Origin of the sequence: Ancylobacter sp. WKF20, from assembly GCF_029760895.1 — a bacterium.
GTDB lineage: Bacteria > Pseudomonadota > Alphaproteobacteria > Rhizobiales > Xanthobacteraceae > Ancylobacter.
The window spans coordinates 197,191-219,191 of sequence record NZ_CP121679.1; the positions used below are offsets into that span (position 1 = coordinate 197,191).

21 protein-coding genes are annotated in these 22,001 nt (G+C 68.6%); 7 read left to right on the top strand and 14 right to left on the bottom strand.

The annotated features are described in order from the left end of the window. Positions 1-12: 12 nt before the first annotated feature. The 6 genes from AncyloWKF20_RS00950 to AncyloWKF20_RS00975 all read right to left on the bottom strand — a co-directional run bounded on the left by AncyloWKF20_RS00950 (position 13) and on the right by AncyloWKF20_RS00975 (position 5,057). The gene (locus AncyloWKF20_RS00950) at positions 13-729 is read right to left on the bottom strand and encodes a (5-formylfuran-3-yl)methyl phosphate synthase (protein ID WP_279316112.1); all 717 of its coding nucleotides are present in this window, start codon (positions 727-729) and stop codon (positions 13-15) included. After that, the gene (locus AncyloWKF20_RS00955; protein ID WP_279316113.1) at positions 726-1,304 is read right to left on the bottom strand and encodes a DUF447 domain-containing protein; all 579 of its coding nucleotides are present in this window, start codon (positions 1,302-1,304) and stop codon (positions 726-728) included. The genes AncyloWKF20_RS00950 and AncyloWKF20_RS00955 overlap by 4 nt, the downstream gene beginning before the upstream one ends. Beyond that, positions 1,301-2,806, bottom strand: a complete 1,506-nt coding sequence (locus AncyloWKF20_RS00960) for a DUF6513 domain-containing protein (RefSeq protein ID WP_279316114.1) — start codon at positions 2,804-2,806, stop codon at positions 1,301-1,303. The genes AncyloWKF20_RS00955 and AncyloWKF20_RS00960 overlap by 4 nt, the downstream gene beginning before the upstream one ends. Further along, positions 2,799-3,365 (bottom strand): flavoprotein, encoded by a 567-nt coding sequence (locus AncyloWKF20_RS00965; RefSeq protein ID WP_267583306.1) that lies wholly within the window; start codon positions 3,363-3,365, stop codon positions 2,799-2,801. The genes AncyloWKF20_RS00960 and AncyloWKF20_RS00965 overlap by 8 nt, the downstream gene beginning before the upstream one ends. Next, positions 3,362-3,997 carry an aspartate kinase gene (locus AncyloWKF20_RS00970; protein WP_279316115.1) on the bottom strand — a complete coding sequence of 212 codons (636 nt, stop codon included), beginning with the start codon at positions 3,995-3,997 and terminating at the stop codon, positions 3,362-3,364. The genes AncyloWKF20_RS00965 and AncyloWKF20_RS00970 overlap by 4 nt, the downstream gene beginning before the upstream one ends. A gap of 241 nt (positions 3,998-4,238) precedes the next feature. Next, a complete protein-coding gene (locus AncyloWKF20_RS00975) occupies positions 4,239-5,057 on the bottom strand; it encodes an RNA methyltransferase (protein WP_279316116.1) in 819 nt (272 codons plus the stop codon). 286 nt (positions 5,058-5,343) lie between these two features. Here AncyloWKF20_RS00975 and mqo point away from each other — a divergent pair, with 286 nt between their 5' ends. Further along, entirely contained in the window at positions 5,344-7,053 is a 1,710-nt protein-coding gene (gene mqo / locus AncyloWKF20_RS00980) for a malate dehydrogenase (quinone) (RefSeq protein ID WP_279317842.1), read from the top strand. A 171-nt stretch (positions 7,054-7,224) separates the two neighbouring features. On the opposite strand, the gene AncyloWKF20_RS00985 is transcribed toward mqo, so the two are convergent. After that, the gene (locus tag AncyloWKF20_RS00985) at positions 7,225-9,051 is read right to left on the bottom strand and encodes an ABC-F family ATP-binding cassette domain-containing protein (protein WP_279316117.1); all 1,827 of its coding nucleotides are present in this window, start codon (positions 9,049-9,051) and stop codon (positions 7,225-7,227) included. An 84-nt stretch (positions 9,052-9,135) separates the two neighbouring features. Beyond that, the gene (locus AncyloWKF20_RS00990; RefSeq protein WP_279316118.1) at positions 9,136-9,540 is read right to left on the bottom strand and encodes a VOC family protein; all 405 of its coding nucleotides are present in this window, start codon (positions 9,538-9,540) and stop codon (positions 9,136-9,138) included. Positions 9,541-9,648: 108 nt separating this feature from the next. Here AncyloWKF20_RS00990 and AncyloWKF20_RS00995 point away from each other — a divergent pair, with 108 nt between their 5' ends. From AncyloWKF20_RS00995 to AncyloWKF20_RS01020, 6 genes are all read left to right on the top strand, one after another. Then, on the top strand, positions 9,649-9,891 hold the full coding sequence (locus tag AncyloWKF20_RS00995) for a prevent-host-death protein (RefSeq protein ID WP_279316119.1): 243 nt from the start codon (positions 9,649-9,651) through the stop codon (positions 9,889-9,891). Next, positions 9,888-10,301, top strand: a complete 414-nt coding sequence (locus AncyloWKF20_RS01000; RefSeq protein WP_279316120.1) for a type II toxin-antitoxin system VapC family toxin — start codon at positions 9,888-9,890, stop codon at positions 10,299-10,301. The genes AncyloWKF20_RS00995 and AncyloWKF20_RS01000 overlap by 4 nt, the downstream gene beginning before the upstream one ends. A 15-nt stretch (positions 10,302-10,316) precedes the next feature. Then, positions 10,317-11,735, top strand: coding sequence for an FAD-binding oxidoreductase (locus AncyloWKF20_RS01005; RefSeq protein WP_279316121.1), 1,419 nt, complete (start codon positions 10,317-10,319; stop codon positions 11,733-11,735). Between the two features lie 208 nt (positions 11,736-11,943). Next, the gene (gene exbB, locus AncyloWKF20_RS01010; protein WP_279316122.1) at positions 11,944-12,996 is read left to right on the top strand and encodes a tonB-system energizer ExbB; all 1,053 of its coding nucleotides are present in this window, start codon (positions 11,944-11,946) and stop codon (positions 12,994-12,996) included. 35 nt (positions 12,997-13,031) lie between these two features. Next, positions 13,032-13,565 (top strand): TonB system transport protein ExbD, encoded by a 534-nt coding sequence (gene exbD, locus AncyloWKF20_RS01015; protein ID WP_279316123.1) that lies wholly within the window; start codon positions 13,032-13,034, stop codon positions 13,563-13,565. After that, on the top strand, positions 13,562-14,440 hold the full coding sequence (locus AncyloWKF20_RS01020; protein WP_279316124.1) for an energy transducer TonB: 879 nt from the start codon (positions 13,562-13,564) through the stop codon (positions 14,438-14,440). The genes exbD and AncyloWKF20_RS01020 overlap by 4 nt, the downstream gene beginning before the upstream one ends. A 338-nt stretch (positions 14,441-14,778) precedes the next feature. On the opposite strand, the gene AncyloWKF20_RS01025 is transcribed toward AncyloWKF20_RS01020, so the two are convergent. The 6 genes from AncyloWKF20_RS01025 to AncyloWKF20_RS01050 form a co-directional block, all read right to left on the bottom strand. After that, positions 14,779-15,966, bottom strand: coding sequence for a PLP-dependent transferase (locus tag AncyloWKF20_RS01025; protein WP_279316125.1), 1,188 nt, complete (start codon positions 15,964-15,966; stop codon positions 14,779-14,781). 2 nt (positions 15,967-15,968) lie between these two features. Beyond that, positions 15,969-16,961 carry a dipeptide ABC transporter ATP-binding protein gene (locus AncyloWKF20_RS01030; RefSeq protein WP_279316126.1) on the bottom strand — a complete coding sequence of 331 codons (993 nt, stop codon included), beginning with the start codon at positions 16,959-16,961 and terminating at the stop codon, positions 15,969-15,971. Next, positions 16,958-17,974 carry an ABC transporter ATP-binding protein gene (locus AncyloWKF20_RS01035; protein ID WP_279316127.1) on the bottom strand — a complete coding sequence of 339 codons (1,017 nt, stop codon included), beginning with the start codon at positions 17,972-17,974 and terminating at the stop codon, positions 16,958-16,960. Before AncyloWKF20_RS01035 ends, AncyloWKF20_RS01030 begins: the two co-directional genes overlap by 4 nt. A 3-nt stretch (positions 17,975-17,977) precedes the next feature. Further along, positions 17,978-18,910, bottom strand: coding sequence for an ABC transporter permease subunit (locus AncyloWKF20_RS01040; protein ID WP_279316128.1), 933 nt, complete (start codon positions 18,908-18,910; stop codon positions 17,978-17,980). After that, positions 18,900-19,913 carry an ABC transporter permease subunit gene (locus AncyloWKF20_RS01045; protein ID WP_279316129.1) on the bottom strand — a complete coding sequence of 338 codons (1,014 nt, stop codon included), beginning with the start codon at positions 19,911-19,913 and terminating at the stop codon, positions 18,900-18,902. The genes AncyloWKF20_RS01040 and AncyloWKF20_RS01045 overlap by 11 nt, the downstream gene beginning before the upstream one ends. A gap of 270 nt (positions 19,914-20,183) precedes the next feature. Then, a complete protein-coding gene (locus AncyloWKF20_RS01050; protein ID WP_279316130.1) occupies positions 20,184-21,782 on the bottom strand; it encodes an ABC transporter substrate-binding protein in 1,599 nt (532 codons plus the stop codon). Positions 21,783-22,001 lie beyond the last annotated feature (219 nt).

The following is a 22,001-nucleotide window of genomic DNA, read 5'->3' on the forward strand; positions in this document are numbered from 1 at the left end:
TTGTCGGGACGCCTAGTCCCGCAGCGTGCCGGCGGCGGTGGTCAGGCGCTCGCGGGCCTGGGCGAGGCGTGTGGGGTCGAGCCGACCTGTGCGCCCGCCAGTGCAGAGCGCGCCGCGAAAGCCGAGATAATCCGCCCCCGCGCCGGCCAGCGCGGGGATGTCGTCCAGCGACAGCGAGCCGGCAAGGCCGGTCATCAGCCCCTGCGCCCGCGCCTCGCTGGTGAACTGGCTGAGGGTCAGCAGGTCGAGATGGCGGGTGAGCGGCCCGGCATGCTTGTCGGCGGTGTCGATCATGGCACCGGCGAAGCCCGCCGCGCCGAGGCGCGGCAGCACATCGAAATCGGGATCCTGATCGGCGAACAGCACGCCGATGAGCCGGCAGCGCGTGGCGAGCGGGGCCAGCGCCTCGATGCAGGCGCCCATATGCTCGGAGGCGAACAGCCCGACCTTGACGAGGGGCACGCCGCTGGCGGCGATGCTCTCCGCCGCGCTCCGCAGAATGGCCGGCACCATGGGCTGGTCGCCGGCGGTGGCGGAAAGCGCCGGGCGCCGCTCGCCCCAACCGTTCCACAGCATGACGGCGGCCGTCAGCGCGCCGGGGCTCCACGCGCCGAGCGCTCCATAGGCCGGCTGCTTGAGATCGACGATATCCGCACCGCCGCGCGCGGCCTGGTCCATCTCGCTGAGGTCGGCGACGCTGGCGAGCAGGCCCGGGGCACGCGCGCTCATAGGTGGCTCGGCAGCACGCGGGACTGCCGGTGCTCGGCGATGGCCTCGACCAGCCAGCTCCAGGCGTCGCGCTCGTCCGGCCCGGCGGTCTTCTCGATGGCGATGGCGAGATAGGCCATCTCCTCGTCGACCTTCTCCGGGCTGAGCAGGCGCAGGCGGCTCACCAGCACCGCGGCTTCCAGCACGGCGGCCTTGGCGCGGTTCAGCCCCTCGAAGCGGCGGTGGCCTTCGCTGTGGTGGGTGCGGCAGAAGAATTTCGGCCGCTCCGGGTGGTCCTCCATCCGCTCCACCGTGATCTCGTCATGCGACAGCGCCTCGGCGAGGCGCGGGCAGTCGAGATAGGTCGCCTTGCACACATCCACGGACATGCGCTTGCCGACGATGCTGCCGGCGAAGATGCGGACATCGTCGGTGAAGTTGACGACGCCGATGCTGGTGCTGGAGAGATTTTCCAGCGTGCGGGACGGGCGGAACGGCTGGAGCAGATAGCCGCCCTCGATCACCGTGGCGCCCATCGGCGCCAGATGCGGTTCGCCGCTCACCGAGCGGGTTGTGACAATGGCCTCACGGATCACGTCTCGGTCGCCTTTCCGGCTTCGGCCTCGGTCGCGCTGGCGGGCGCCTCCTCGGCCTTTGCGTGCTTATTTACTTCCTTCTTGGCCTGCAGCGTCGTGCCGGTTTCCTTGAATGTCAAACGGTGTGCTTGCTCGGGGCTTTCTTCGATTACAGCCGCGACACCCCATTTCAGCCCTTCATCCTGCGCGTAACGCTTGCCGAGCTTGTAGGCGATCTCCGCCCGCGCGGTTTCCACCCCGAGATAGAAGGCGTGCGCGCCATCCTCCTCCACCTTGAGATGGGGGAACAGCGCGAAGGGATCGGGCGCCACGTGGTGGCCGTCGCGGTTGTAGATGTGGATGCCGTCCTCGCTGACATCGATGCGGAAATTGCGGTCGCGCACCTCGCGCGCGAGGCCTTCGATCTCGGCGGGGCTGGCGGCATAGGGCTTGCGATCGCGCAGCGCCATCAGCCCGCCGCCGAAACCTTGCGGCAGGGCGCCGGCTTCGCGGGCGGCGTAGTATTCGCGCCGCGCCCGGTCGAACTCGCGCACGGCTGTCCGGCAATGCGGGCTGACCTGCACCGCCAGCACCGCGTTGAGCCGCATTTCCGAGATGAGCCCCATGAGAATGGCGTTGATGCCGGTGGTGTCGGCATCCGTCAGCTCGGTGACATTGCCGATGCCCATGAGAACGGGAATGTCCGGGAAGCGCCGGCGCAATTCGGCATAGCGCAGGATCGAGGCGGTGAAGCCGTAATGGATCGGGTCGAGAATCGGGTCGGCATAGAAGGGCTGGCCGCTGGCAAGGCAGGCCTCCACGGCGCGGATGAGCGAATCGAGATCGCCCTGCTTCGCCGGCACCAGCACCGGCACGGCCGGGCCTTCCTTGGCGATGTGCAGATTGGTCTCGTTGAGGCTGAGCAGGAAATCCGCCCCGGCGCGGGTGGCGCGGGCGAGCTCGGTCAGATCGAAGGAATCGACGCTGACCTTCAGCCCCTCGGCCTGCACGGCCGCAATCGCCTCCTCCAGATGCGGAAAGGCGGTGTCCGGCAGGCAGCCGAGGTCGATGACGTCAGCCCCTTCCGCCCGCAGGGCGCGGGCGCGGGCGACGATGCCCGCGACGCTCATCACGGTGGCGTCGACGATCTCGGCGAAGATGGTGACGTCCTGCCGGGTGAGGTCGGTGGCGCGGCGCTTTTGGCCGAAATAGTCCGGCAGGTCCGCCACCTCGTCCGGCCCGCGCGCGAAGGGCACGCCGAAGAACCGCTCCAGCCGTTCAAGATCGCCCCGGAAGCGGCCGGGCATCAGCACGCGGTCGGTGCCCTCCGGCAGCTTCAGCCGGCGCTCGACGATCTCCGCCGTCATCAGCGCGGCGACCTTGACGCCGACATTGACCACGACCGGCTCCAGCGTCGGGTCGGCGATCTCGCCGGCGATCTTTGTCAGGCGTGGCTCGGCCAGCGAGCCGGTGACGAGGGCGATTTTTTCCGGGCGGCGGGGTGTTTCGGGGGTGTCAGCCATCGGCCGGGGCGGTCCGTTCCGCCAGCAGACGGCGCCGGGCGCTAATGGCGGCGTCGAGATCGGCGAGGGATTCCACCACGGTGGTGTCGTCGAACTCCTTGAGCCGGGCGGTGTTCTCCAGGTCGATGCGGCGCGGATAGACCGGGTATTCGCCGCCCGGCGCCATGGTGATCATCTCCGGCGCGGTATCACAGGCGAAGACGATCGCATGAACGCGGCACTTGCCGGCCTGCGCGAAGCAGTTGGTCACCAGCGTGTCGGAGATGCCGTACACCGCCTTCGCCACCGTGTTGGACGAGGCGGGGGAGACCACCAGCGTGTGGTAGAGCTGCTCATAGAAGCGCCCGACCGGGGCGGAACTGGCCGTGGTCTCGCGGAAGATGCGGGTGTGCTTGGGCAGATCCTGCTTGTACATGCGCAGCACCTCGTCCGCCGCGCGCGAGACGAACAGGTCCACGGCGTCGAGCGACTGGATGAGCGCGATCGACTCGGTGAAGAAATGCCCGGAGCCGGTGAGCGCCCAGGCCCAGCGCGGATAGGTGCCCTTGTCGGCGCTCATGCGGCCAGACTCCCGTCGGTGAGGGCGGCACCGGCCGCTTCCAGGGTGAGAAGCTCGACCGGCCCGCCAAAGGCGGCTGCGTAACGCGGAAAGAGCAGATCGACCAGCCCGGCGGCGGCCCAGTCGGCGGGGCCGGTGCGCGCGGCGGCGGGGGCGGACTTCACCAGCGTCAGCCGCCCCGCCGTGAGGCGCGTGGCGAGCCAGGCGGCAAGGCTGTCGGAGGTGATGTCCCAGCTTTCCGGCAGGTCGGGGGCCTCAAGGGTCATCGCCGCCGGCAACCATAGCGCGGCGTGCCCGCTGGCGTGGAGGCGGGCAATGCCGGCGGGATCGGCGGCGGTGGGAATGCCCGAGAGGTCCGCCAGGGCCAGCGCCGTCTGCTCCATGGCGAGGATCGCCATGCGGTGGCAGGCGGCATCCGACAGGCCAAGCCGCGGCTGGAGATCACGCACCGTATCGGCCAGCGTCCCGCCGCCGGTGACCAGCACGAGCGGCGCGCCGTGCCGGGCAAGCGTCGCGAGCAGCGCCGGCAAAGAGGGGGCGGCGAGCAGGCTGCCGCCGAGCTTGACGATATGAGGCGCGGGAGCGCGGGAGGCAGCGGCATCGGACGGGCGGGGCGCGCGCGATCCGGGCATGGGACGGTTCCTGAAAGGGCGCCGCCAAGGGGAGGTCGGGCGACACCGTTTGCGGCAACCTAGCTCAAGGCGCGGCGCGATCAATGGAAACGGCGCCGCAGGCCCGGCGGCAATGAAAAAAAGGCCCGGGGGTGAGCCCGGGCCTTGATGAAGTCGACGGTCATTCAGACGGCGGCCCGTCTGATAGTCAGGCTGAAGCATGAGCCGACTCCGGGGCCGTGTCGAGGCTTGATTCGGCTGATCACGCCGCGTTTATCTGCGTCTGGCGCATGGCATGTAGTGCAATACCGCTGGTCGTCGCGACATTGAGGGAATCGAAGTTCCCGGCCATGTCGATGCGCACCGTGCGGGTGCGCGCGAGGATAGGCGCGGGCAATCCCGGCCCCTCCGCGCCCAGCAGAAGCGCGGCCCGGCGCGGGCGGGGCAGGGCACCGATCTCGCATTCTCCGGCCGGGCTGAGGGCCAGCAGGGTGAAATCATGCGCGGCGAGGAGATCGAGGATCGCCTCGGCCGATCCCTCGCGGGCAAAGGGCACCATGAGACTACCGCCGACCGAGACGCGGATCGCCTTGCGGTAGAGCGGGTCGCAGGAGGCGAAGTCGAACAGCGCCGCATCCGCCCCGAAGGCGGCGGCATTGCGCATGATGCCGCCGACATTGTCGTGATTGGTGATGCCGAGCGGCACGACCACCAGCGCCGTCTCCGGCAGCGATGCGACAAGCTCCGCCATGGTCGGCTCCGCCCCACGCAGTCCGATGCCGAGCAGGCCGCGATGAATGTGAAAGCCGGTGATGCCGTCAAGGATCGCCTGGCTCGCCGTGTAGATCGGCAGCCCTTCCGGCGCCTGCGCCAGCAGCGGGGCGAGCGCCTCCAGCCGGCTCTCCGCCAGCAGCAGCGATTCCAGCTTGAACCGGTTGCGCGGGGAGAGCGCCACGTCGAGCACGGTGCGCCCCTCGACGATGAAGCGGCCGCCGCGCCCGACAAGGTCGCGTTCCTTGATGACGCGGTAGGCGTCGATGCGCGGGTCGTCCGGCGCGGTGAGGGAAATGAGCAGGGCCATGGTCGCTTCATAGCCGTCAGACCGGCGCTTGTCGCGGGGCACCTATGCACCCCGCGGACAAGAAGCGAAAGCGCAACCGCGCCGGGCGGTCTATGTCGATCTAAAAAAACCGAAGCAAAAACAATGTTTTGTCGAGGGGTGCGCGACCCCTGAAAGCGCAGCCCGCTTTCGGGTCGCTTTCGTTCGCGCGCCCGTACTTCTACGGATGGCCGGGTTGTTTTGCCGCAGAGCGCCCGATAACGAGCCGGCGTCGGGGACCGCTCTGGAACAGGAAAAAGCCATGGTGATGCGTAGCAAGGACACTCTCCGGACCCCCTCCGCCCCCGTCGCGGGACCGTCGGTGAACCGCCGTCAGGTGCTCGGCGGCGCGGTCGGCGGTGTCGCGGCGGCCGGCCTCTCGGGTGGCATCGGCGCGGCTCTGGCGCAGGCGGGTGCGCGCAAGGTCGACGTGCTGCTGATCGGCGGCGGCATCATGAGCGCGACGCTCGGCGTGTGGCTCAACGAGCTGGAGCCGGACTGGAAGCTCGCCATGATCGAGCGGCTCGACGGCGTGGCGCTGGAAAGCTCCAATGGCTGGAACAATGCCGGCACCGGACATTCCGCGCTGGCCGAGCTCAACTACACGCCGGAAGACGACAAGGGCCAGGTCCATATCGACAAGGCGGTCGAGATCAACGAGGCCTTCCAGGTCACCCGCCAGTTCCTCGCCCGGCAGGTTGAGCGCGGCGTGCTGCGCAACCCGCGCTCCTTCATCAATTCCACCCCGCATATGAGCTTCGTCTGGGGCGACGAGAACATCGAGTTCCTGCGCAAGCGCCATGAGGCGCTGAAGGCGAGCCCGCTTTTCGCCGGCATGGAATTCTCCACCGACCGCGCCCGGATCGCCGAATGGGTGCCGCTGATGATGGAGGGCCGTGACCCCGCCCAGACCATCGCCGCCACCTGGTCGCCGCTCGGCACCGACGTCGATTGGGGCGAGGTCACCCGGCAATATGTGAGCTATCTGCGCAGCCAGCCGAATTTCGACCTGGAACTGTCCAGCGAGGTCGCCGACATCACCCGCAACGCCGATGGCAGCTGGCGCGTGACCTATGGCTATACCGGCACCGGCGAGACGCGCACGGTGGACGCCAACATGGTGTTCATCGGCGGCGGCGGCGGCGCGCTGCACCTCCTGCAGAAGTCCGGCATCCCCGAGGGCGAGGATTTCGCCGGCTTCCCCGTTGGCGGCTCCTTCCTCGTCAATGACAACCCGGATACGGCGCTGCGCCACCTCGCCAAGGCCTATGGCAAGGCCTCGGTCGGCGCGCCGCCCATGTCGGTGCCGCATCTCGACACGCGCTATCTCGACGGCAAGCAGGTGCTGCTGTTCGGCCCCTTCGCCACCTTCTCCACCAAGTTCCTCAAGGACGGCTCCTATCTCGATTTGCCGGCCTCGGTAACGCTGGAGAACATCTGGCCGATGCTCGATGTCGGCACCGAGCAGTTCGCGCTGGTGAAGTATCTCGCCGGCCAGCTCATGCTCTCCGACGCCGAGCGGCTGGCGGCGCTGCGCGAATATTTCCCGCAGGCCAAGGCCGAGGACTGGCGCCTGTGGCAGGCCGGCCAGCGCGTGCAGATCATCAAGCGCGACAAGGATGGCGGCGGCACGCTGAAGCTCGGCACCGAGATCGTCGCCGCCAAGGACGGCTCTATCGCCGCGCTGCTCGGCGCCTCGCCGGGCGCCTCGACGGCGGCGCCGATCATGCTGGGCGTGCTGGAGAAGGTGTTCAAGGCCAAGGTCGCGACGCCCGAATGGCAGGGCAAGATCCGCCAGATCGTGCCGAGCTACGGTACCAAGCTGAACGACAACCCGGCGATGGTGCAGCAGACCTGGGCCTTCACCGGCGAAAAGCTCCAGCTCGCCAGTGCCGCCCCTGCGCTCGACGTGTCGTCCTTCGGCGGCGCCTCCGCCCCGAGCGGCGTCGTCAAGCCCGTGCCAGACATGGCGCCCTGAGCGGACTTACCCGTGTCCCGGACGCCTGAAGCGTGAGCGGAAGGCGAGCCGGGATCCAGCGGGAGAGTCTTCGGCCAAAGAGCTTCCCTTGGTCCCCTGATCATCGCTGCACGCTGTGCAACCCGTCCGGGGAACGGGGGGTCTTGCTGGGCAGGCGCGCCGCCCGCGGCCTCAGCCGCCGACTTCCTCGCGCAGCATTTCCAGATTCAGCCACTCTTCCTCGGCCTTGGCGAGTTCCGCCTGGGTCCGGGTGAGCTCGGCGGTGGCCTTCTGGAAGCCGGCCGGGTCGCGCGTGTAGAAATTCGCCGTCGCCAGCGTGTTGTTCAGCCGCTTGATGTCGGATTCGAGCTGGGCGATGCGCTTGGGCAGCTGCTCCAGCGCGTGCTTCTCCTTGAAGGAGAGCTTGCGCTTGCTGCCGCTGGAAGCGGGTGCGGCGCTGGCCGGCGCGCTGGCGGAGGCCTTGGCGGTGCTCGTCGCGGCTGCCTGCGCCGCCGCGCGCGCCTTCACGCCATGGCCGCGCTGCGCCACCATGTCGGAATAGCCGCCGGCATAGACTTCCCAATTGCCGTCGCCCTCATAGGCGATGGTGGCGGTGACGGTGCGATCGAGAAAGTCGCGGTCATGGCTGACCAGCAGCACCGTGCCAGCATAGTCGTCGATCATCTCTTCGAGCAGGTCGAGCGTTTCGAGGTCGAGATCGTTGGTCGGCTCGTCCAGCACCATGAGGTTGGAGGCCTGCGCCAGCGCGCAGGCGAGCAGCAGCCGCCCGCGCTCGCCGCCCGAGAGCTTCGAGACCGCCGTGCCCGCCTGCTCCGGCGTGAACAGGAAGTCCTTCATATAGCCGATGACATGGCGAGGATTGCCGCCGACGAACACCTGGTCGCCGCGTCCGTCGGTCAGCGTCTCGCGCACCGAGCGGTTGGGATCGAGCGCGGCGCGGCGCTGGTCGAGCGTCGCCATCTCGATATTGGTGCCCATCTTGGCCTTGCCGCTGTCGGGGGCCAGTTCGCCGGTGAGCATCTTCAGCAGCGTGGTCTTGCCCGCGCCGTTCGGCCCGACAATGCCGATGCGGTCGCCGCGCTGGATGCGGATGGAGAGGTCGCGCACGATGACGCGATCGCCATATGTCTTCGAGATGTGCTCGGCCTCCATCACCAGCTTGCCGGAGACCTCGGCCTCGGTGGCGGCCATGGTGATGGTACCCACCGCGCCGCGATGGTCGCGGAACTTCGCGCGCAGCTCCGCCAGCTCGCCGACGCGCCGCACATTGCGCTTGCGCCGGGCGGTAACGCCGTAGCGCATCCAGTGCTCTTCCGCGACGATCTTGCGGGCGAGCTTCTGCTGGTCGCGCTCTTCCTCTTCCAGCACCTGGTCGCGCCATTCCTCAAAGAAGGCGAAGCCGCGCTCCATGCGCCGCGTCGTGCCGCGGTCGAGCCAGACGGTGGCGCGGGTCAGATCCTGCAGGAAGCGGCGGTCATGGCTGATGAGCACCAGCGCCGAGCGCAGCGAGGACAACTCGCTCTCCAGCCATTCGATGGCCGGCAGGTCGAGATGGTTGGTCGGCTCGTCGAGCAGCAGGATGTCCGGCTCGGGCGCCAGCACGCGGGCGAGCGCGGCGCGGCGGGCCTCGCCGCCGGAGAGATTGGCCGGGTTCTCCTCGCCGGTGAGGCCGAGCTCGTTCAAGAGGTACTGCGCACGGTATTCCTGGTCGCCCGGCCCCATGCCGGCCTCGACATAGGCGAGCGTGGTCTTGAAGCCGGAAAGGTCCGGCTCCTGCGGCAGATAGCGGATGGTCGCGCCGGGCTGGGCGAAGCGGTTGCCGCCATCGGCCTGCACGATGCCGGCGGCGATCTTGAGCAGCGTCGACTTGCCCGAGCCGTTGCGCCCGACAAGGCCGACGCGCTCGCCGGCGGAGACGGAAAGTTCGGCGCCATCAAGCAGCGGCGTGCCGCCAAAGGTGAGCCGCGTGTCCTGAAGCAGAAGAAGAGGAGGAGCCATGGCGCGGGGATAGGGGGAAAGCCGCGCCGGGGCAAGGGGCAGCCTCGTCTTGTGGGCGTCACAGAACGGTTGGCGCGTCCCGCGTCAGCCCTCCAGACCATAGCGGTGGAACACGCAGGCGAGCTTGTTGCCGTCGGGATCGCGCACATAGGCGACGTAGAAGCCCGGCCCGTAATGCGGCCGCACCCCCGGCGCCCCCTCATCCGTGCCGCCCTGCGCCAGCGCCGTCGCGTGAAATGCGTCGACCGCCGCCGCATCGGGCGCGCGGAAGGCGACCATGGTGCCGTTGCCGGCGGTGGGCGGCGCCCCATTGAAGGGCGTGCAGAGCCACAGGCTCACGCCATCATCATAATCCGGCCCGTAGCCTTCCCAGCCCTCGATCGCGTCGTCGCGGCGGGCATAGCCGAGCGGGGCGAGCACCGCGTCGTAAAAGGCGGTGGCGCGGCTGAGATCAGCGACGCCGAGCGTGGCGTAGAGGATGAGCGACATGGGGGCGGTCCGGTGTGGGCCCCGCATCCTGTCGCAGCCTTCGCGCGCCGTAAACATTGCGATGTGACCATAAATGTACATATAATTTGTACAGAAAAGAGACCCGTGATGACCACACGCAAAGTTGCCGCGACGCAATTCAAGGCGGAGTGCCTGCGGCTGATCGACGAGATCGGCGCGAGCGGGGAGAGCCTCACCATCACCCGGCATGGCAAGCCGGTGGCGATGCTCAGTCCCATCCCCGAGGCCGCGCCGGCCGGGCTGATCGGCGCGCGGCGGGGGCGGGTGATGCGCTATGTCGATCCCTTCGGGCCCGCCACACAGGCTGAGGATTGGGCCGCCACCGCGTGATCCTCCTCGACACCCATGTGCTGGTCTGGGCGCTGGAGGATGATCCGCGCCTTGGCCCTCTGGCGCGGGCCGCCCTTGACCGTCCGAGCGCGGCGGGCGCGGTCCATATCGCCGCCATCACCCCCTGGGAGATTGCCATGCTGGTCCAGAAGGGGCGGCTGGCGCTGACCGAGGATGTGGGCGCGTGGCTCGACGCGGTGCTCGCTCTCCCGGCCCTCCAGCTCGCGCCGCTGGAACCGGCTATCGCGGTGGATAGCGTCCGTCTGCCCGGCGCGCTGCATCCCGACCCGGCGGACCGCCTCATCATCGCCACGGCGCGGCATCTGCGTGTGCCGCTGCTGACTGCCGACCGGGCGATTCTCGATTATGGTGCGGCCGGCCACGTCGCCGTCCTCGATGCCGCCCGCTAGCCTTCAGGATTTCCCATGCCCGCTGATGCCGCCCTTCTCGCCACCCTCGCCCAGCGTATCGGCGCCGCTCATGTGCTGACCGATCCGGCCGACATGGCGCCGTATCTGCGCGAGGAGCGCGGGCTTTATCACGGGCAGGCACCGGCGGTGCTGCGGCCGGGCTCGACCGAGGAGGTCGCCTTCGTGGTGGAATCCTGCGCGCGGGCCGGCGTGCCGATCGTGCCGCAGGGCGGCAATACCGGGCTGGTTGGCGGGCAGATGCCGTTTGGCGAGGTGCTGGTCTCGCTGGCGCGGCTCGACCGCGTGCGTGCCGTCGATCCCGTCGACATGACCATGACGGTGGAGGCCGGCTGCATCCTCGACACTGTCCACAAGGCGGCGGAGGAGGTGGGCTGCCTCTTCCCGCTGCACATCGCCTCGCAGGGCTCCTGCCGCATCGGTGGCAACCTGTCCTCCAATGCCGGCGGCACCGCCGTGCTGCGCTATGGCAATGCCAAGGATCTCGTGCTCGGTCTCGAGGTCGTGCTGGCCGATGGGCGGGTGTGGAACGGGCTGAAGCGCCTGCGCAAGAACAATGCGGGCTATGACCTCAAGCAGCTCTTTCTCGGCACCGAAGGCACGCTCGGCCTCATCACCGCTGCCGTGCTGAAGCTGTTTCCGCAGCCGGCGCAGCGCACCACCGCTTTCCTTGCGGTGTCCGATCCGGCCTCCGCGCTTGCCCTGCTCAAGCGCCTGCGCGGCGAGGCGGGGGATGCGCTCACCACCTTCGAGCTGATGGCGGCTTTCGGCGTCGAGACCGTGCTGACCCACATGCCCGGCACGGTGCGTCCGCTCACGGAGCGTTACGACTGGTATGTGCTGGCCGAACTCTCCGCCCCCACCCGCGCCTTCGATCTCGGCGCGCTGATGGAGGAGACGCTGGGCGCCGCGATGGAAGCGGGCGAGGTGCTGGACGCGGTGATCGCGGCGAGCGAGGCGCAGGCGGCCAATCTGTGGCGGCTGCGCGAGGATATGAGCGAGGCGCAGAAGCACGAAGGCGGCTCGATCAAGCACGATGTCTCCGTGCCGGTGTCGCGCGTGCCGGAGTTTCTCGAGCGCGCGCTGCCCGCCTGCCTGGCGGCGCTGCCGGGGCTGCGGCCGTGCCCGTTCGGCCATGTCGGCGATGGCAATATCCACTTCAATCTCAGCCAGCCCGTCGGCATGGAAAAGGCCGCCTTCATCGGCATGTGGGAGACCTTCAACCGCATCGTCCACGACATCGTGAGCGATATGGACGGCTCCATCGCCGCCGAGCACGGCATCGGCATCCTCAAGCGCGAGGAACTGGCGCATTACGCCGATCCGGTGGCGCTCGATCTGATGCACCGGGTCAAGGCCGCGCTGGATCCGCAGGGGTTGCTCAATCCCGGCAAGGTGCTGGGCGTCGCGCGGTAGTAAAGTGCTTGTCTGGAATTATAACAAACAAGAATTACTAGGAAGATCGCAGTTTTGAGTGGTTCCACAATGCGTTGATGCGGCTTTTTGCTGTTGTCGACCTTGTACCTGAGGGGTATGGAAGCCGTTAACTGAGGGGCCGGCGTCCCGAGACCTTCCGCTTTCAGCGGTGGGAGAAGGAAGCTGGCCGGAACATCGGATGGCTGCCATGCTGACCTCTCGCCCCGCCGCTCCGCTCCGCCGTGTCGTCCCCGCGCTTCTGGCGCTGGCGTTGTTCAGCGGATCGGTGATTCCGGTGGTGGCGCAGCAGGCCGCGCCCCCGGCGCCGGCCGTTCAGCCCGCGCCGGCCGCTCCCGAGGCGCTGGTGCCGCCCATGCCTGCTCCGACGACGCCCACCGCCGCCGCCCCCTCGGCCTCCGCCGATGCGGCTGCTGTTACGGCTCCGGCGGGTGCCCCCGCTGCCGCCCCGGTTGCCGGCGAGGACAGTTCGGTGGCCGCCCAGCTGCCGCATGACCTGTCGCCCTGGGGCATGTTCATGGCCGCCGACTGGGTGGTGAAGGCGGTGATGATCGGCCTCGCCTTCGCCTCGGTCGTCACCTGGACGGTTGGGCTCGCCAAGTCGCTGGAACTGATGGTCGCGAAGGCGCGCCTGCGCCGGGCGCTCAAGGGCTATCTCGCCAGCGCCTCGCTCGATGCCGCCCGCGTTGTCGGCGCCGCCGGCCCGGCCGGGGCGATGCTGAAGGTGACCGATCTCGAATTGCAGCGCTCCGGCGACCTGCCGGCCGAGGGCATCAAGGAGCGCGTCTCCATCTCGCTGGGCCGCATCGAGGTCGCGACCGGCCGCGCCATCACCCGTGGCACCGGCGTGCTCGCCACCATCGGCGCCACCGCCCCCTTCGTCGGCCTGTTCGGCACGGTGTGGGGCATCATGAATTCCTTCATCGGCATCTCGAAGGCGCAGACCACCAATCTCGCCGTTGTCGCGCCGGGCATTGCCGAGGCGCTGCTGGCCACCGCCATCGGCCTCGTCGCCGCCATTCCCGCCGTGGTGATCTACAACCACTTCTCCCGTCAGGTCTCCGGCTACCGCGTGTTGATGGGCGATGCGGCCGCCGAGGTGCTGCGCCTTCTCTCGCGCGACCTCGACAAGCGCGACGCCATCGCCCGCCACAGCGCCGAGCTGCGGCACGCCGCTCCTCATGCTGCGTCCCATGGCGCGCCGGTCAGCGCCGTGCGCGTGCGCGCTGCCGCCGCCGAGTGACCGCCGATCCGGCTGTGATCGGACAGGAGTGAACCATGGGCGCCAAGCTCCAGAGCACGGACAGCGACGATCTCGTCGAGAACCACGAGATCAACGTCACCCCGTTCATCGACGTCATTCTGGTGCTGCTGATCATCTTCATGGTCGCGGCGCCGCTTTCCACCGTCGATGTCGCCGTGGACCTGCCGGCCTCCAATGCCGCCGTGCAGCCGCGCCCGGACAAGCCGGTCTACCTCACCGTGAAGGGCGATCTCGGCCTGGCGCTCGGCAATGACGACATTCCGCGCCCCGAACTCGGCGCCACGCTCGACCGCACGACCGAGGGCAAGCGCGACACCCGCATCTTCCTGCGCGCCGACAAGGCGGTGGCCTATGGCGATCTGATGGAGGTGATGAACCTCCTGCGCTCCGCCGGCTATCTCAAGATCGCGCTGGTCGGTCTGGAAATGGCGGGCGCGCCCGCGACCGGTGCCGCGCCGGTTCCGGGTGCCTTGCCCGGAGCACCCGCCGCAGGCGCCCCGGCTCCGGCCGCCCCAGCTTCACCCGCCGCAGGTTCACCCGCCCCATGAGCCTGATGCTGCTTCATGGCAACCGTCGGCAGGAAGTACTGCGGGCGGCAGGCTGGGCCCTGTGCGGCGTCGTGGTGCTGGCCGCCCATGGCGGGGCGCTCGCCTATATGCTGGCCGAGCCGCCGATCCACGCCGCCGACGAGCCCGCCGCCATCATGATCGAGCTCGCCGAGATGCCGGTGGCGCCTGCCGCCGATCCGGTCGAGCTGCCGCCCGGCCCGCAAATGGTCGAGGCGCCCGAGAAGGTCGAGGAGGAGGTTCCCCCGGACCCGCTCGCCAAGGAAGAGGACGTGCCGCCGCCCGAGCCGGAGCCCGAACAGGAACCGGTGCCGCAGGTGACGGAGAGCCCGGCGCCCGACATCGAGGTGCCGCTGCCGCCGCCCCCGCCGCTCGCCTCCGAGCTGACACCGCCGGAGAAGAAGCCGGAGCCGCCCAAGGAGCGCCCGAAGCCCAAGCCCAAGCCGAAGGAGCGGGAGAAGAGCGAGAAGCCGCCAGCGCCGCAGACCTCGGCCGCGCCGTCGCTGAACGCCGCCCCGTCCGACCGCGTCGCCGCCCCGACCTCGGGCTCGAGCGCCTCGTCGAGCCGTGCGCAGGCGGACTGGCGCTCGCGGCTGATGTCGCATCTCAACCGGCACAAGCGCTACCCGAATGAGGCGCGCGCCAATGCCGAGCAGGGCCGCCCGCGCGTCGCCTTCTCGATCGACCGCGCCGGCAATGTGACAAGCGTGCGGCTCGCCGGCTCCTCCGGTAGCGCCAGCCTTGATGAAGAGGCGGTGGCCATGGTGCGCCGCGCCTCGCCGCTGCCGGCCCCGCCGGCGGACATGCCCGGCGGCAGCTTCAGCTTTACCGTGCCGGTGCTGTTCAACCTACGCTGAGCCTTACAAACAAAAGGGCATCCCGTTGCCGGGATGCCCTTCGTTCAGAACAGTCGAGCGATGACCATCATTGCCGAAAGCCAATCGGGATGTATTTCACATCCCATAGCCAAACGACATGTTGACCCGTCCGACCGGCTGGCTTCGACATAGAAGAATGCACGCATGTGCAACTCCCATATCCCGCGCAAGGGTCCCTTACGGTAGCCGCCTTCGCGCGTTGGGCCAGCCTGGGGATTTCATTTAATGCCTTGGGATCCCCAACCGCTGCGGCTATTTCACATCGGTAACTAGATGGTGAGCGTTCTTCCCTTTGCAAGAGCCGGAAATCGCTCTTTTCACCTAGCGCTGAGGCGCTCCAGCAGGGCGGCGAGGTCGTCCCACAGCTCGGCGGGGTCTTCGAGCCCGATGCTGAGGCGCAGCAGCGGGCCGGCATGGGGCCAGGCCGTCGCGCTGCGGATCGCGGCGATCTCCTGCGGGGCAACGAGGCTATGCGTGCCGCCCCAGGAGGCACCGATCGCGAACACCTTCAGCCCCGACAGCGCGGCGCCGAGCCGGGCCTCGCAGCCCGCGTCCAGCACCAGGCTGAACACGCCGGAACCGCCCCTGAAATCGCGGTTATAGGCCGTGTGGCCGGGATGGCTTGGGAGCGCCGGGTGCAGCACCGCCGCGACGCCGGGCCGGCCGACGAGCCGCCGGGCAAAGTCCTCCGCCACCTGCCCGACATGGGCGAGGCGCACGGCCATGGTCTGGATGCCGCGCAGCGCCAGCGCGCAGTCATCCGGCGACACGCCGATGCCGAGCGTGCCCATCATCGCCCGCAATTGCCGGTGCAGCGCGATGTCGGCCACGGTGATCGAGCCGAGCAGCAGGTCGGAATGGCCGCCGACATATTTGGTCAGCGCCTCGCAGGCGAAGTCGGCGCCATGGGCCAGCGGCTTGAACAGCAGCGCCGTCGCCCAGGTGTTGTCGCAGCCGGTGAGCACGCCGCGCGCGCGGGCCGCGGCGATGAGGGCCGGCACGTCCGGCACTTCCATCGAGCCGGAGCCGGGCGCCTCGATCCAGAGAAGGCGTGTGCGGGCCTCGATCAGCCCGTCAATACCGGCGCCGATCATCGGGTCATAGACCGTGTGGGCGATGCCGCGCGGTTCGAGATAGTCGGCGCAGAGCGCGCGCACCGGCGGGTAGGCATTGTCGGGGATCAGCACATGATCGCCCGGCTTCAGCACGGCGAGCATGACCAGCGAGATCGCCGCTTGTCCCGACGGCACGATCAGCGTGCGCGCCCCGCCCTGCAGCCGGGTGAGCTGGTCTTCCAACGTGCGCGTGGTCGGCGTGCCGTGCAGGCCATAGGTGTAGCCGTCCGCCCCGCGCTCCGCGCGGCGCAGGAAGGCCTCGCCATCGGGATAGACGATGGTGGAGGCGCGGTAGGTCGGTACGGCGAGGCTGGCATAGCCTTCCATGGACGCGGCCGGTGGGTGGACGCAGAGCGTCGCGTCGTGCGTTGTGGCCTTGTCGGTGCTCATGGCTACTGCGCCGCCCAGCAGGCCACCAATTGGTCGCCCTTGCGCTCGGTCGGCGGCATTTCCACCCGGCAGCGGTCCATCACCAGCGGGCAGCGCGGGTTGAAGGGGCAGCCCTTGGGCGGATTGAAGGGCGAGGGGAGTTCGCCCTGCAGAACGATGCGCTCCTTCTTCGCCTCCGGGTCCGCCACCGGCGTCGCCGAGAGCAGCGCCCGCGTATAGGGGTGCTTCGGCGCGGTGAAGATGGCCTCGCGCGGGCCATGCTCGACCACGCGGCCGAGATACATCACCAGCACCTCGTCGGCCATGTGGCGGACAACGCCGAGGTCGTGCGAGACGAACACATAGGCGACGCCGAGCTGTTCCTGAAGCTCCACCAGCAGGTTCAGCACCTGCGCGCGCACGGAAACGTCGAGCGCGGAGACCGGCTCGTCCAGCACGAGGATCTTCGGGCGCAGCACCAGCGCGCGGGCGATGGCGATGCGCTGGCGCTGGCCGCCGGAGAACATGTGCGGGTATCGCCCGTGATGTTCCGGCCGCAGTCCGACGCGGGCCATCATGTCCAGCGCGCGGGCGCGCCGCTCGGCCGAGGACAGCTTGGTGTTGACCAGCAGCGGTTCCTCGATGGCGGTTCCCACTGTCTGGCGCGGGTTGAGCGAGCCATAGGGATTCTGGAACACCATCTGCACCTCGCCGCGGTAGCGGCGCAGCGTGGTGGCATCCGCTTCGGCGACATCCACATCGTCGAGCAGCAGCGAGCCGGCGCCCGGCCGCTCGATCATGGTGAGCATGCGCGCGAGCGTCGACTTGCCCGAGCCGCTCTCCCCGACCACGGCGAGCGTCGAGCGCGGGGCGAGGCGGAAGCTGATGCCGGCCACCGCTTTCACGGTGGCGGATTTGGCGAAAAGGCCGCGCGCCACCTCATAGCTCTGGGCGAGGTCGACGGCTTCCATCACCGCGTCGCGGGCACTCGGTTCGTGGGGAGCGATCTGGTTCATAGGGCAGGCTCCCGGTTGAGCGGCACGCCGTCCTTCAGCGGGTAATGGCACAGCGCGAGGCCCAGCTCCGCGCTGGCGCGCCGCGGCGGCACGGTGCGGCAGGTCTCGGTGGCGAAACGGCAGCGCGGCGAGAAGAGGCAGCCCACCGGCCGGTCGGCAAGGCCCGGCACCACGCCGGGAATGGAAGGCAGCAGGCGCCCGGTCGCCCGCTCCGGCAGCGCCGCCAGCAGCGCCGCCGTATAGGGGTGGTGCGGGTCGGCGAACAGGCCGCGCGTCGACTGCATCTCGATCTGCTGCCCGGCATATTGCACGCAGACCCGCTGCGAGGTCTCCGCCACCACGCCCATGTCATGGGTGATGAGCACGAGGCCGACGCCGCTCTCCTTCTGCAACCGCAGCAGGAGGTCGAGGATCTGCGCCTGGATGGTGACATCCAGCGCGGTGGTCGGCTCGTCGGCGATGATGAGCTTCGGGTTGCAGGCGAGCGCCATGGCGATCATCACCCGCTGGCTCATGCCGCCGGAAAGCTGGTGTGGGAAGGCTTTCAGCCGTCGCTCCGGTTCGGGAATGCCGACGAGGTCCAGCAGTTCGACCGCCCGCTTCTGCCGTTCCGCGCGGGAGAGGTCGAGATGGGTCGCCATCGCCTCGCGGATCTGGAAGCCGACGGTAAAGCACGGGTTGAGGCTCGACATCGGCTCCTGAAAGATCATGGCGATGTCGCGCCCGATGATCTTGCGCCGCTCGCGGGCGGAGAGGGTGAGCAGGTCGCGCCCGGCGAAGCTCGCCTGGTCGGCGGTCACCTTGGCGGTCCAGGGCAGCAGGCCCATCACCGCCAGCATGGCGACCGACTTGCCCGAGCCGCTTTCGCCGACAATGGCAACCAGCTCGCCCTCGGCCACGTCGAGATCGACCCCGTCGACCGCCTTGAACGGCCCGCGCGAGGTCGAAAACGTCACCGACAGGTTGCGGATGGAGAGCAGGGGAGCGGTGGTTCCGGTCATGGTTCCCGTCATGGCTCAGCTCCGCCGCAGCTTGGGATCGAGCGCGTCGCGCAGGCCGTCGCCCATCAGGTTGATGGCGACCACGGTGACGAGGATGGCGAGGCCCGGCAGCGTCACGATCCACGGCGCGGCGCGGATGAATTCGCGGCTGTCGGCGAGCATGGCGCCCCATTCCGGCGTCGGCGGCTGCGCGCCGAGACCGAGAAAGCCGAGCGCGGCGGCTTCCAGAATGGCGTCGGAAATGCCGAGCGCCGCCTGCACGATGAGCGGGGCGAGGCAGTTCGGCAGCACGGTGACGAACATCAGCCGCAGCTTGCCGACGCCGGCGACTTGCGCGGCGATGACATATTCCTTCGACAGCTCCGCCAGCGCCGCCGCGCGCACCAGCCGCACATAGCGCGGCAGATAGACGACGGTAACGGCGACGATGGTGTTGACGAGGCTCGGGCCGAGCACGGCGACGACGAGGATGGCGAGCACGAGGCTCGGGATCGCCACCACGAGGTCCATGATGCGCATCACGACCACCTCGACGATGCCGCGCAGGAAGGCGCTGGCGAGGCCCAGCACGATGCCGACCACGACCGAGACCAGCATCACCGACAGGCCGATGCCGAGCGAGATGCGCGCGCCATAGATCAGGCGCGAGAGCACGTCGCGGCCCACCGCATCGGTGCCGAAGGGGAACTGCCAGGTGCCGCCCGCCCAGACCGGCGGCTGCTGCACATGCTGGCGGAACTGCTCGATCGGCGAATGCGGAGCCACGAAGGGCGCGAACAGCGCGAGCAGGGCGATGAACACCACCACGGCGAGGCCGAGCACGGCGCCGCGATTCTCGCTGAAGGCGGACCAGAAGGCGCGCAGCGGCGATTGTTCCGCCGGCACGCTCTCGACCGGCGGCACCGCGCCCGGGAGGACCGGGGCGACGTTGAGGGCTTCATCCGCCATGCCGGATCCTCGGGTTGATCGCGACGTAGAGCATGTCGACGATGAGGTTGACGAGGATGACGATGCCCGAGATCAGCATGATGCCGCCCTGCAGCGCCGGGTAGTCGCGCCGGGCAATCGACTCGATCAGCCATTTGCCGACGCCGGGCCAGGCGAAGATGGTCTCGGTCAGCACCGCGCCGGCGAGCAGCGTGCCGGTCTGCAGGCCGATGACGGTGATGACCGGGATCAGCGCGTTGCGCAGCGCGTGCAGGCCCACCACGCGCAACGGCGACAGGCCCTTGGCGCGGGCGGTGCGCACATAGTCCTCGCCGAGCACTTCCAGCATGGAGGAGCGCGTCATGCGGGCGATCACCGCGAGCGGGATGGTGCCGAGCACGATGGAGGGCAGCACGAGATGCGCCAGCGCCGCGCCGAAGGCGCCTTCCTGATCGGAGAGCAGGCTGTCGATCAGCATGAAGCCGGTGACCGGCTCGAAATAGTAGTTGATCAGGTCCATGCGGCCGGAGACCGGGGTCAGCCCGAGATATTCCGACATGAACATGATGAGCAGCAGACCCCACCAGAAGATCGGCATGGAGTAGCCGGCGAGCGCCACGGTCATCACCGCATGGTCGAACACCGAGCCGCGCTTGACGGCGGCCAGCACGCCGGCCGGCAGGCCGAGCACGACGGCGAAGATCAGCGCGCAGAAGGCGAGTTCCAGCGTCGCCGGGAACAGCACGGCGAATTCCTGGATCACCGGCGTCTTGGTGACGATCGACACGCCGAAATCGCCATGCACGATGCCGTTGGCATAGTCGAGGAACTGCTTCCACACCGGCTGGTCGAGGCCGAGTTCATGGCGCAGCAGGGCGAGGCGTTCGGGCGCGATGCCGCGCTCGCCGGTACGGGCCTCGATCGGGTCGCCGGGCACCAGGCGCACCGCGACGAAGGTGACGAACATCAGCGCCACGAAAGTCGGCAGCGTCAGCGCGACGCGGCGGAGAATGAAACGGAACATGGAATTCCCGGGCTTGGGATCGCCGGCGTCACACGCGGGAGGGCGCTCCGCGACGGGCGGGGGCGATCATGACGGGCACATCAGGACAGGCGCATATCGCCGGCCGTCTCGGGACGCGCCACAGAGGTCGATGCGCAGGGCCGCCCGAGGGCCGGCCGCAGGCCGGCCGACAACCGCGCCGGCATCGCCGTGCGTCTAGAGGCGGACACGCCGCGTGTCTTGCCGAAAGGCACGGTGCCGGCGGCGCTCCCGCCGCCGGCACCGCGTTCGTCACTTCAGGTCGACGCCATAGAACTCGTGGCGGCCGAGCGGGCTCACCTTGTAGTCCACGACTTCCTTGCGGGTCGGCTCATAGACCACCGAATGGGCGATGGTGAACCACGGCGCCTCTTCCTTCACGATGACCTGCGCCTGCTCATAGAGCTTGGTGCGCTCGGCGACGTCCGAAATGGTCTTCGCCTTGTTGATCAGGTCGTCGAACTCCTTGTTGCACCACTTGGACAGGTTCTGCCCGCCCGGACGGGCGGCGGCGCAGCCAAGCAGGAAGAAGAAGTTGTCCGGGTCGCCATTGTCGCCGGTCCAGCCGAGCTGGCCGGTCATGTGCTCGCCCTGCTGCAGGCGCTTGCGGTACTCGCCCCACTCATAGGAGACGAGCTTGGCATTGACGCCGATCTTGGCGAGGTCCGACTGCATCATTTCGGCGATGCGCTTGGCGTTCGGATTGTAGGGGCGCTGCACCGGCATCCACCACAGGTCGATGTCGAGCGGCGTCTTAACGCCGGCCGCCGCGAGCATGGCCTTCGCCTTCTCGGGGTCGAACGGGTAGTCCTTGATGGTCGTGTTGTAGGACCAGATGGTCGGCGGGATCGGGTTGATCGCGGCCTGGCCGGCGCCCTGGTACACGTCCTTGATGATGGCGGCCTTGTCGATCGCCATGTTGAAGGCCTGACGGACCTCCTTCTTGTCGAAGGGCGGCTTCTGCGTGTTGAACGACAGATAGCCGATGTTGAGGCCCGGCTGGGAGATCAGGTTGACCACCGGATCGGTCTTCAGCGCGGCGATGTCGGCCGGGTTCGGCGCGATCATCACATGGCACTCGCCCTTCTTCAGCTTGGCGTAGCGCGCGGTCGGGTCGGGGGTGATGGCGTAGACGAGGTTGTCCACCTTGGCCGGGCCGCCCCAATAGGCCGGGAAGGCCTTGAAGCGGATCACCGCGTCCTTCTGATAGGCGACGAACGAGAACGGGCCGGTGCCGACCGGGATCTGGTCGAACTGTTCGGGCGTGCCCTTCTTCAGCAGGAAGTCGGCATATTCCTTCGACATGATGGTGCCGAAGTCCATGGCGAGGTTCGCCAGCATGGGCGCGTTCGGCTCGGTCAGGGTGAACTTGACCGTGTAGTCGTCCACCTTGTCGATCGACTTGAGCAGGTCGGGCATGCTCATGTCGTTGAAGTAGTCATACGCGCCGCCCGTGACCTTGTGGTACGGGTTCTCCGGCTTCCACTGCCGCTCGAACGAGAACAGCACGTCATCCGCGTTGAAGTCGCGGGTGGGGGTGAAGCCGTTGACGCCGGAGTGGAATTTCACGCCCTTGCGCAGCTTGAAGGTGAGTTCCTTGCCGTCCGGGCTCACGGTCCAGCTCTCGGCGAGGCTGGGCACCACCTTGGTCGAGCCGCGCTCAAATTCGACGAGCTGGTTGTAGACCGGGCGGGCCGCATCGAAGCTGGTGCCGGTGGTGTTGAGCGCCGGGGTGAAGTTCTCCGGGCTGCCTTCGGAGCAGTAGACCAGCGTCTTGGCGGCGAAAGCCGGCGCCGACAGGACCGTGAGCATCGCGGCGGCAAGCGCCACCTTGGGAGTGATTACCCGCATAGAAAAGACCCCTCTAATGGAACGAAGCGGCGCCCTGCCCATTGTGTGGGCCGGCCTGTTGTTTGATCTCCGTCGCTCCTGCGTGAAATCAATCACGTGTCCGAGGGTTGCGCAATCGCGCTCTGCCCCCCGACCTAAGTCGTAGGACCCAAGGCCGCGCCTTCCCGCGAGGCCTCCCGACGTGCATGGCGCCGTGCGAAGTTGTAAGAGCATGGCATC

What these genes read in the sequence shown, in the direction of transcription:
- AncyloWKF20_RS00950 (WP_279316112.1), bottom strand. Translation starts at nt 729, where the DNA reads ATGAGCGCGCGTGCCCCGGGCCTGCTCGCCAGCGTCGCCGACCTCAGC.
- AncyloWKF20_RS00960 (WP_279316114.1), bottom strand. Translation starts at nt 2,806, where the DNA reads ATGGCTGACACCCCCGAAACACCCCGCCGCCCGGAAAAAATCGCCCTC.
- AncyloWKF20_RS00965 (WP_267583306.1), bottom strand. Translation starts at nt 3,365, where the DNA reads ATGAGCGCCGACAAGGGCACCTATCCGCGCTGGGCCTGGGCGCTCACC.
- AncyloWKF20_RS00970 (WP_279316115.1), bottom strand. Translation starts at nt 3,997, where the DNA reads ATGCCCGGATCGCGCGCGCCCCGCCCGTCCGATGCCGCTGCCTCCCGC.
- AncyloWKF20_RS00975 (WP_279316116.1), bottom strand. Translation starts at nt 5,057, where the DNA reads ATGGCCCTGCTCATTTCCCTCACCGCGCCGGACGACCCGCGCATCGAC.
- mqo (WP_279317842.1), top strand. Translation starts at nt 5,344, where the DNA reads ATGCGTAGCAAGGACACTCTCCGGACCCCCTCCGCCCCCGTCGCGGGA.
- AncyloWKF20_RS00985 (WP_279316117.1), bottom strand. Translation starts at nt 9,051, where the DNA reads ATGGCTCCTCCTCTTCTTCTGCTTCAGGACACGCGGCTCACCTTTGGC.
- AncyloWKF20_RS00990 (WP_279316118.1), bottom strand. Translation starts at nt 9,540, where the DNA reads ATGTCGCTCATCCTCTACGCCACGCTCGGCGTCGCTGATCTCAGCCGC.
- AncyloWKF20_RS00995 (WP_279316119.1), top strand. Translation starts at nt 9,649, where the DNA reads ATGACCACACGCAAAGTTGCCGCGACGCAATTCAAGGCGGAGTGCCTG.
- AncyloWKF20_RS01005 (WP_279316121.1), top strand. Translation starts at nt 10,317, where the DNA reads ATGCCCGCTGATGCCGCCCTTCTCGCCACCCTCGCCCAGCGTATCGGC.
- exbB (WP_279316122.1), top strand. Translation starts at nt 11,944, where the DNA reads ATGCTGACCTCTCGCCCCGCCGCTCCGCTCCGCCGTGTCGTCCCCGCG.
- exbD (WP_279316123.1), top strand. Translation starts at nt 13,032, where the DNA reads ATGGGCGCCAAGCTCCAGAGCACGGACAGCGACGATCTCGTCGAGAAC.
- AncyloWKF20_RS01020 (WP_279316124.1), top strand. Translation starts at nt 13,562, where the DNA reads ATGAGCCTGATGCTGCTTCATGGCAACCGTCGGCAGGAAGTACTGCGG.
- AncyloWKF20_RS01025 (WP_279316125.1), bottom strand. Translation starts at nt 15,966, where the DNA reads ATGAGCACCGACAAGGCCACAACGCACGACGCGACGCTCTGCGTCCAC.
- AncyloWKF20_RS01030 (WP_279316126.1), bottom strand. Translation starts at nt 16,961, where the DNA reads ATGAACCAGATCGCTCCCCACGAACCGAGTGCCCGCGACGCGGTGATG.
- AncyloWKF20_RS01035 (WP_279316127.1), bottom strand. Translation starts at nt 17,974, where the DNA reads ATGACGGGAACCATGACCGGAACCACCGCTCCCCTGCTCTCCATCCGC.
- AncyloWKF20_RS01040 (WP_279316128.1), bottom strand. Translation starts at nt 18,910, where the DNA reads ATGGCGGATGAAGCCCTCAACGTCGCCCCGGTCCTCCCGGGCGCGGTG.
- AncyloWKF20_RS01045 (WP_279316129.1), bottom strand. Translation starts at nt 19,913, where the DNA reads ATGTTCCGTTTCATTCTCCGCCGCGTCGCGCTGACGCTGCCGACTTTC.
- AncyloWKF20_RS01050 (WP_279316130.1), bottom strand. Translation starts at nt 21,782, where the DNA reads ATGCGGGTAATCACTCCCAAGGTGGCGCTTGCCGCCGCGATGCTCACG.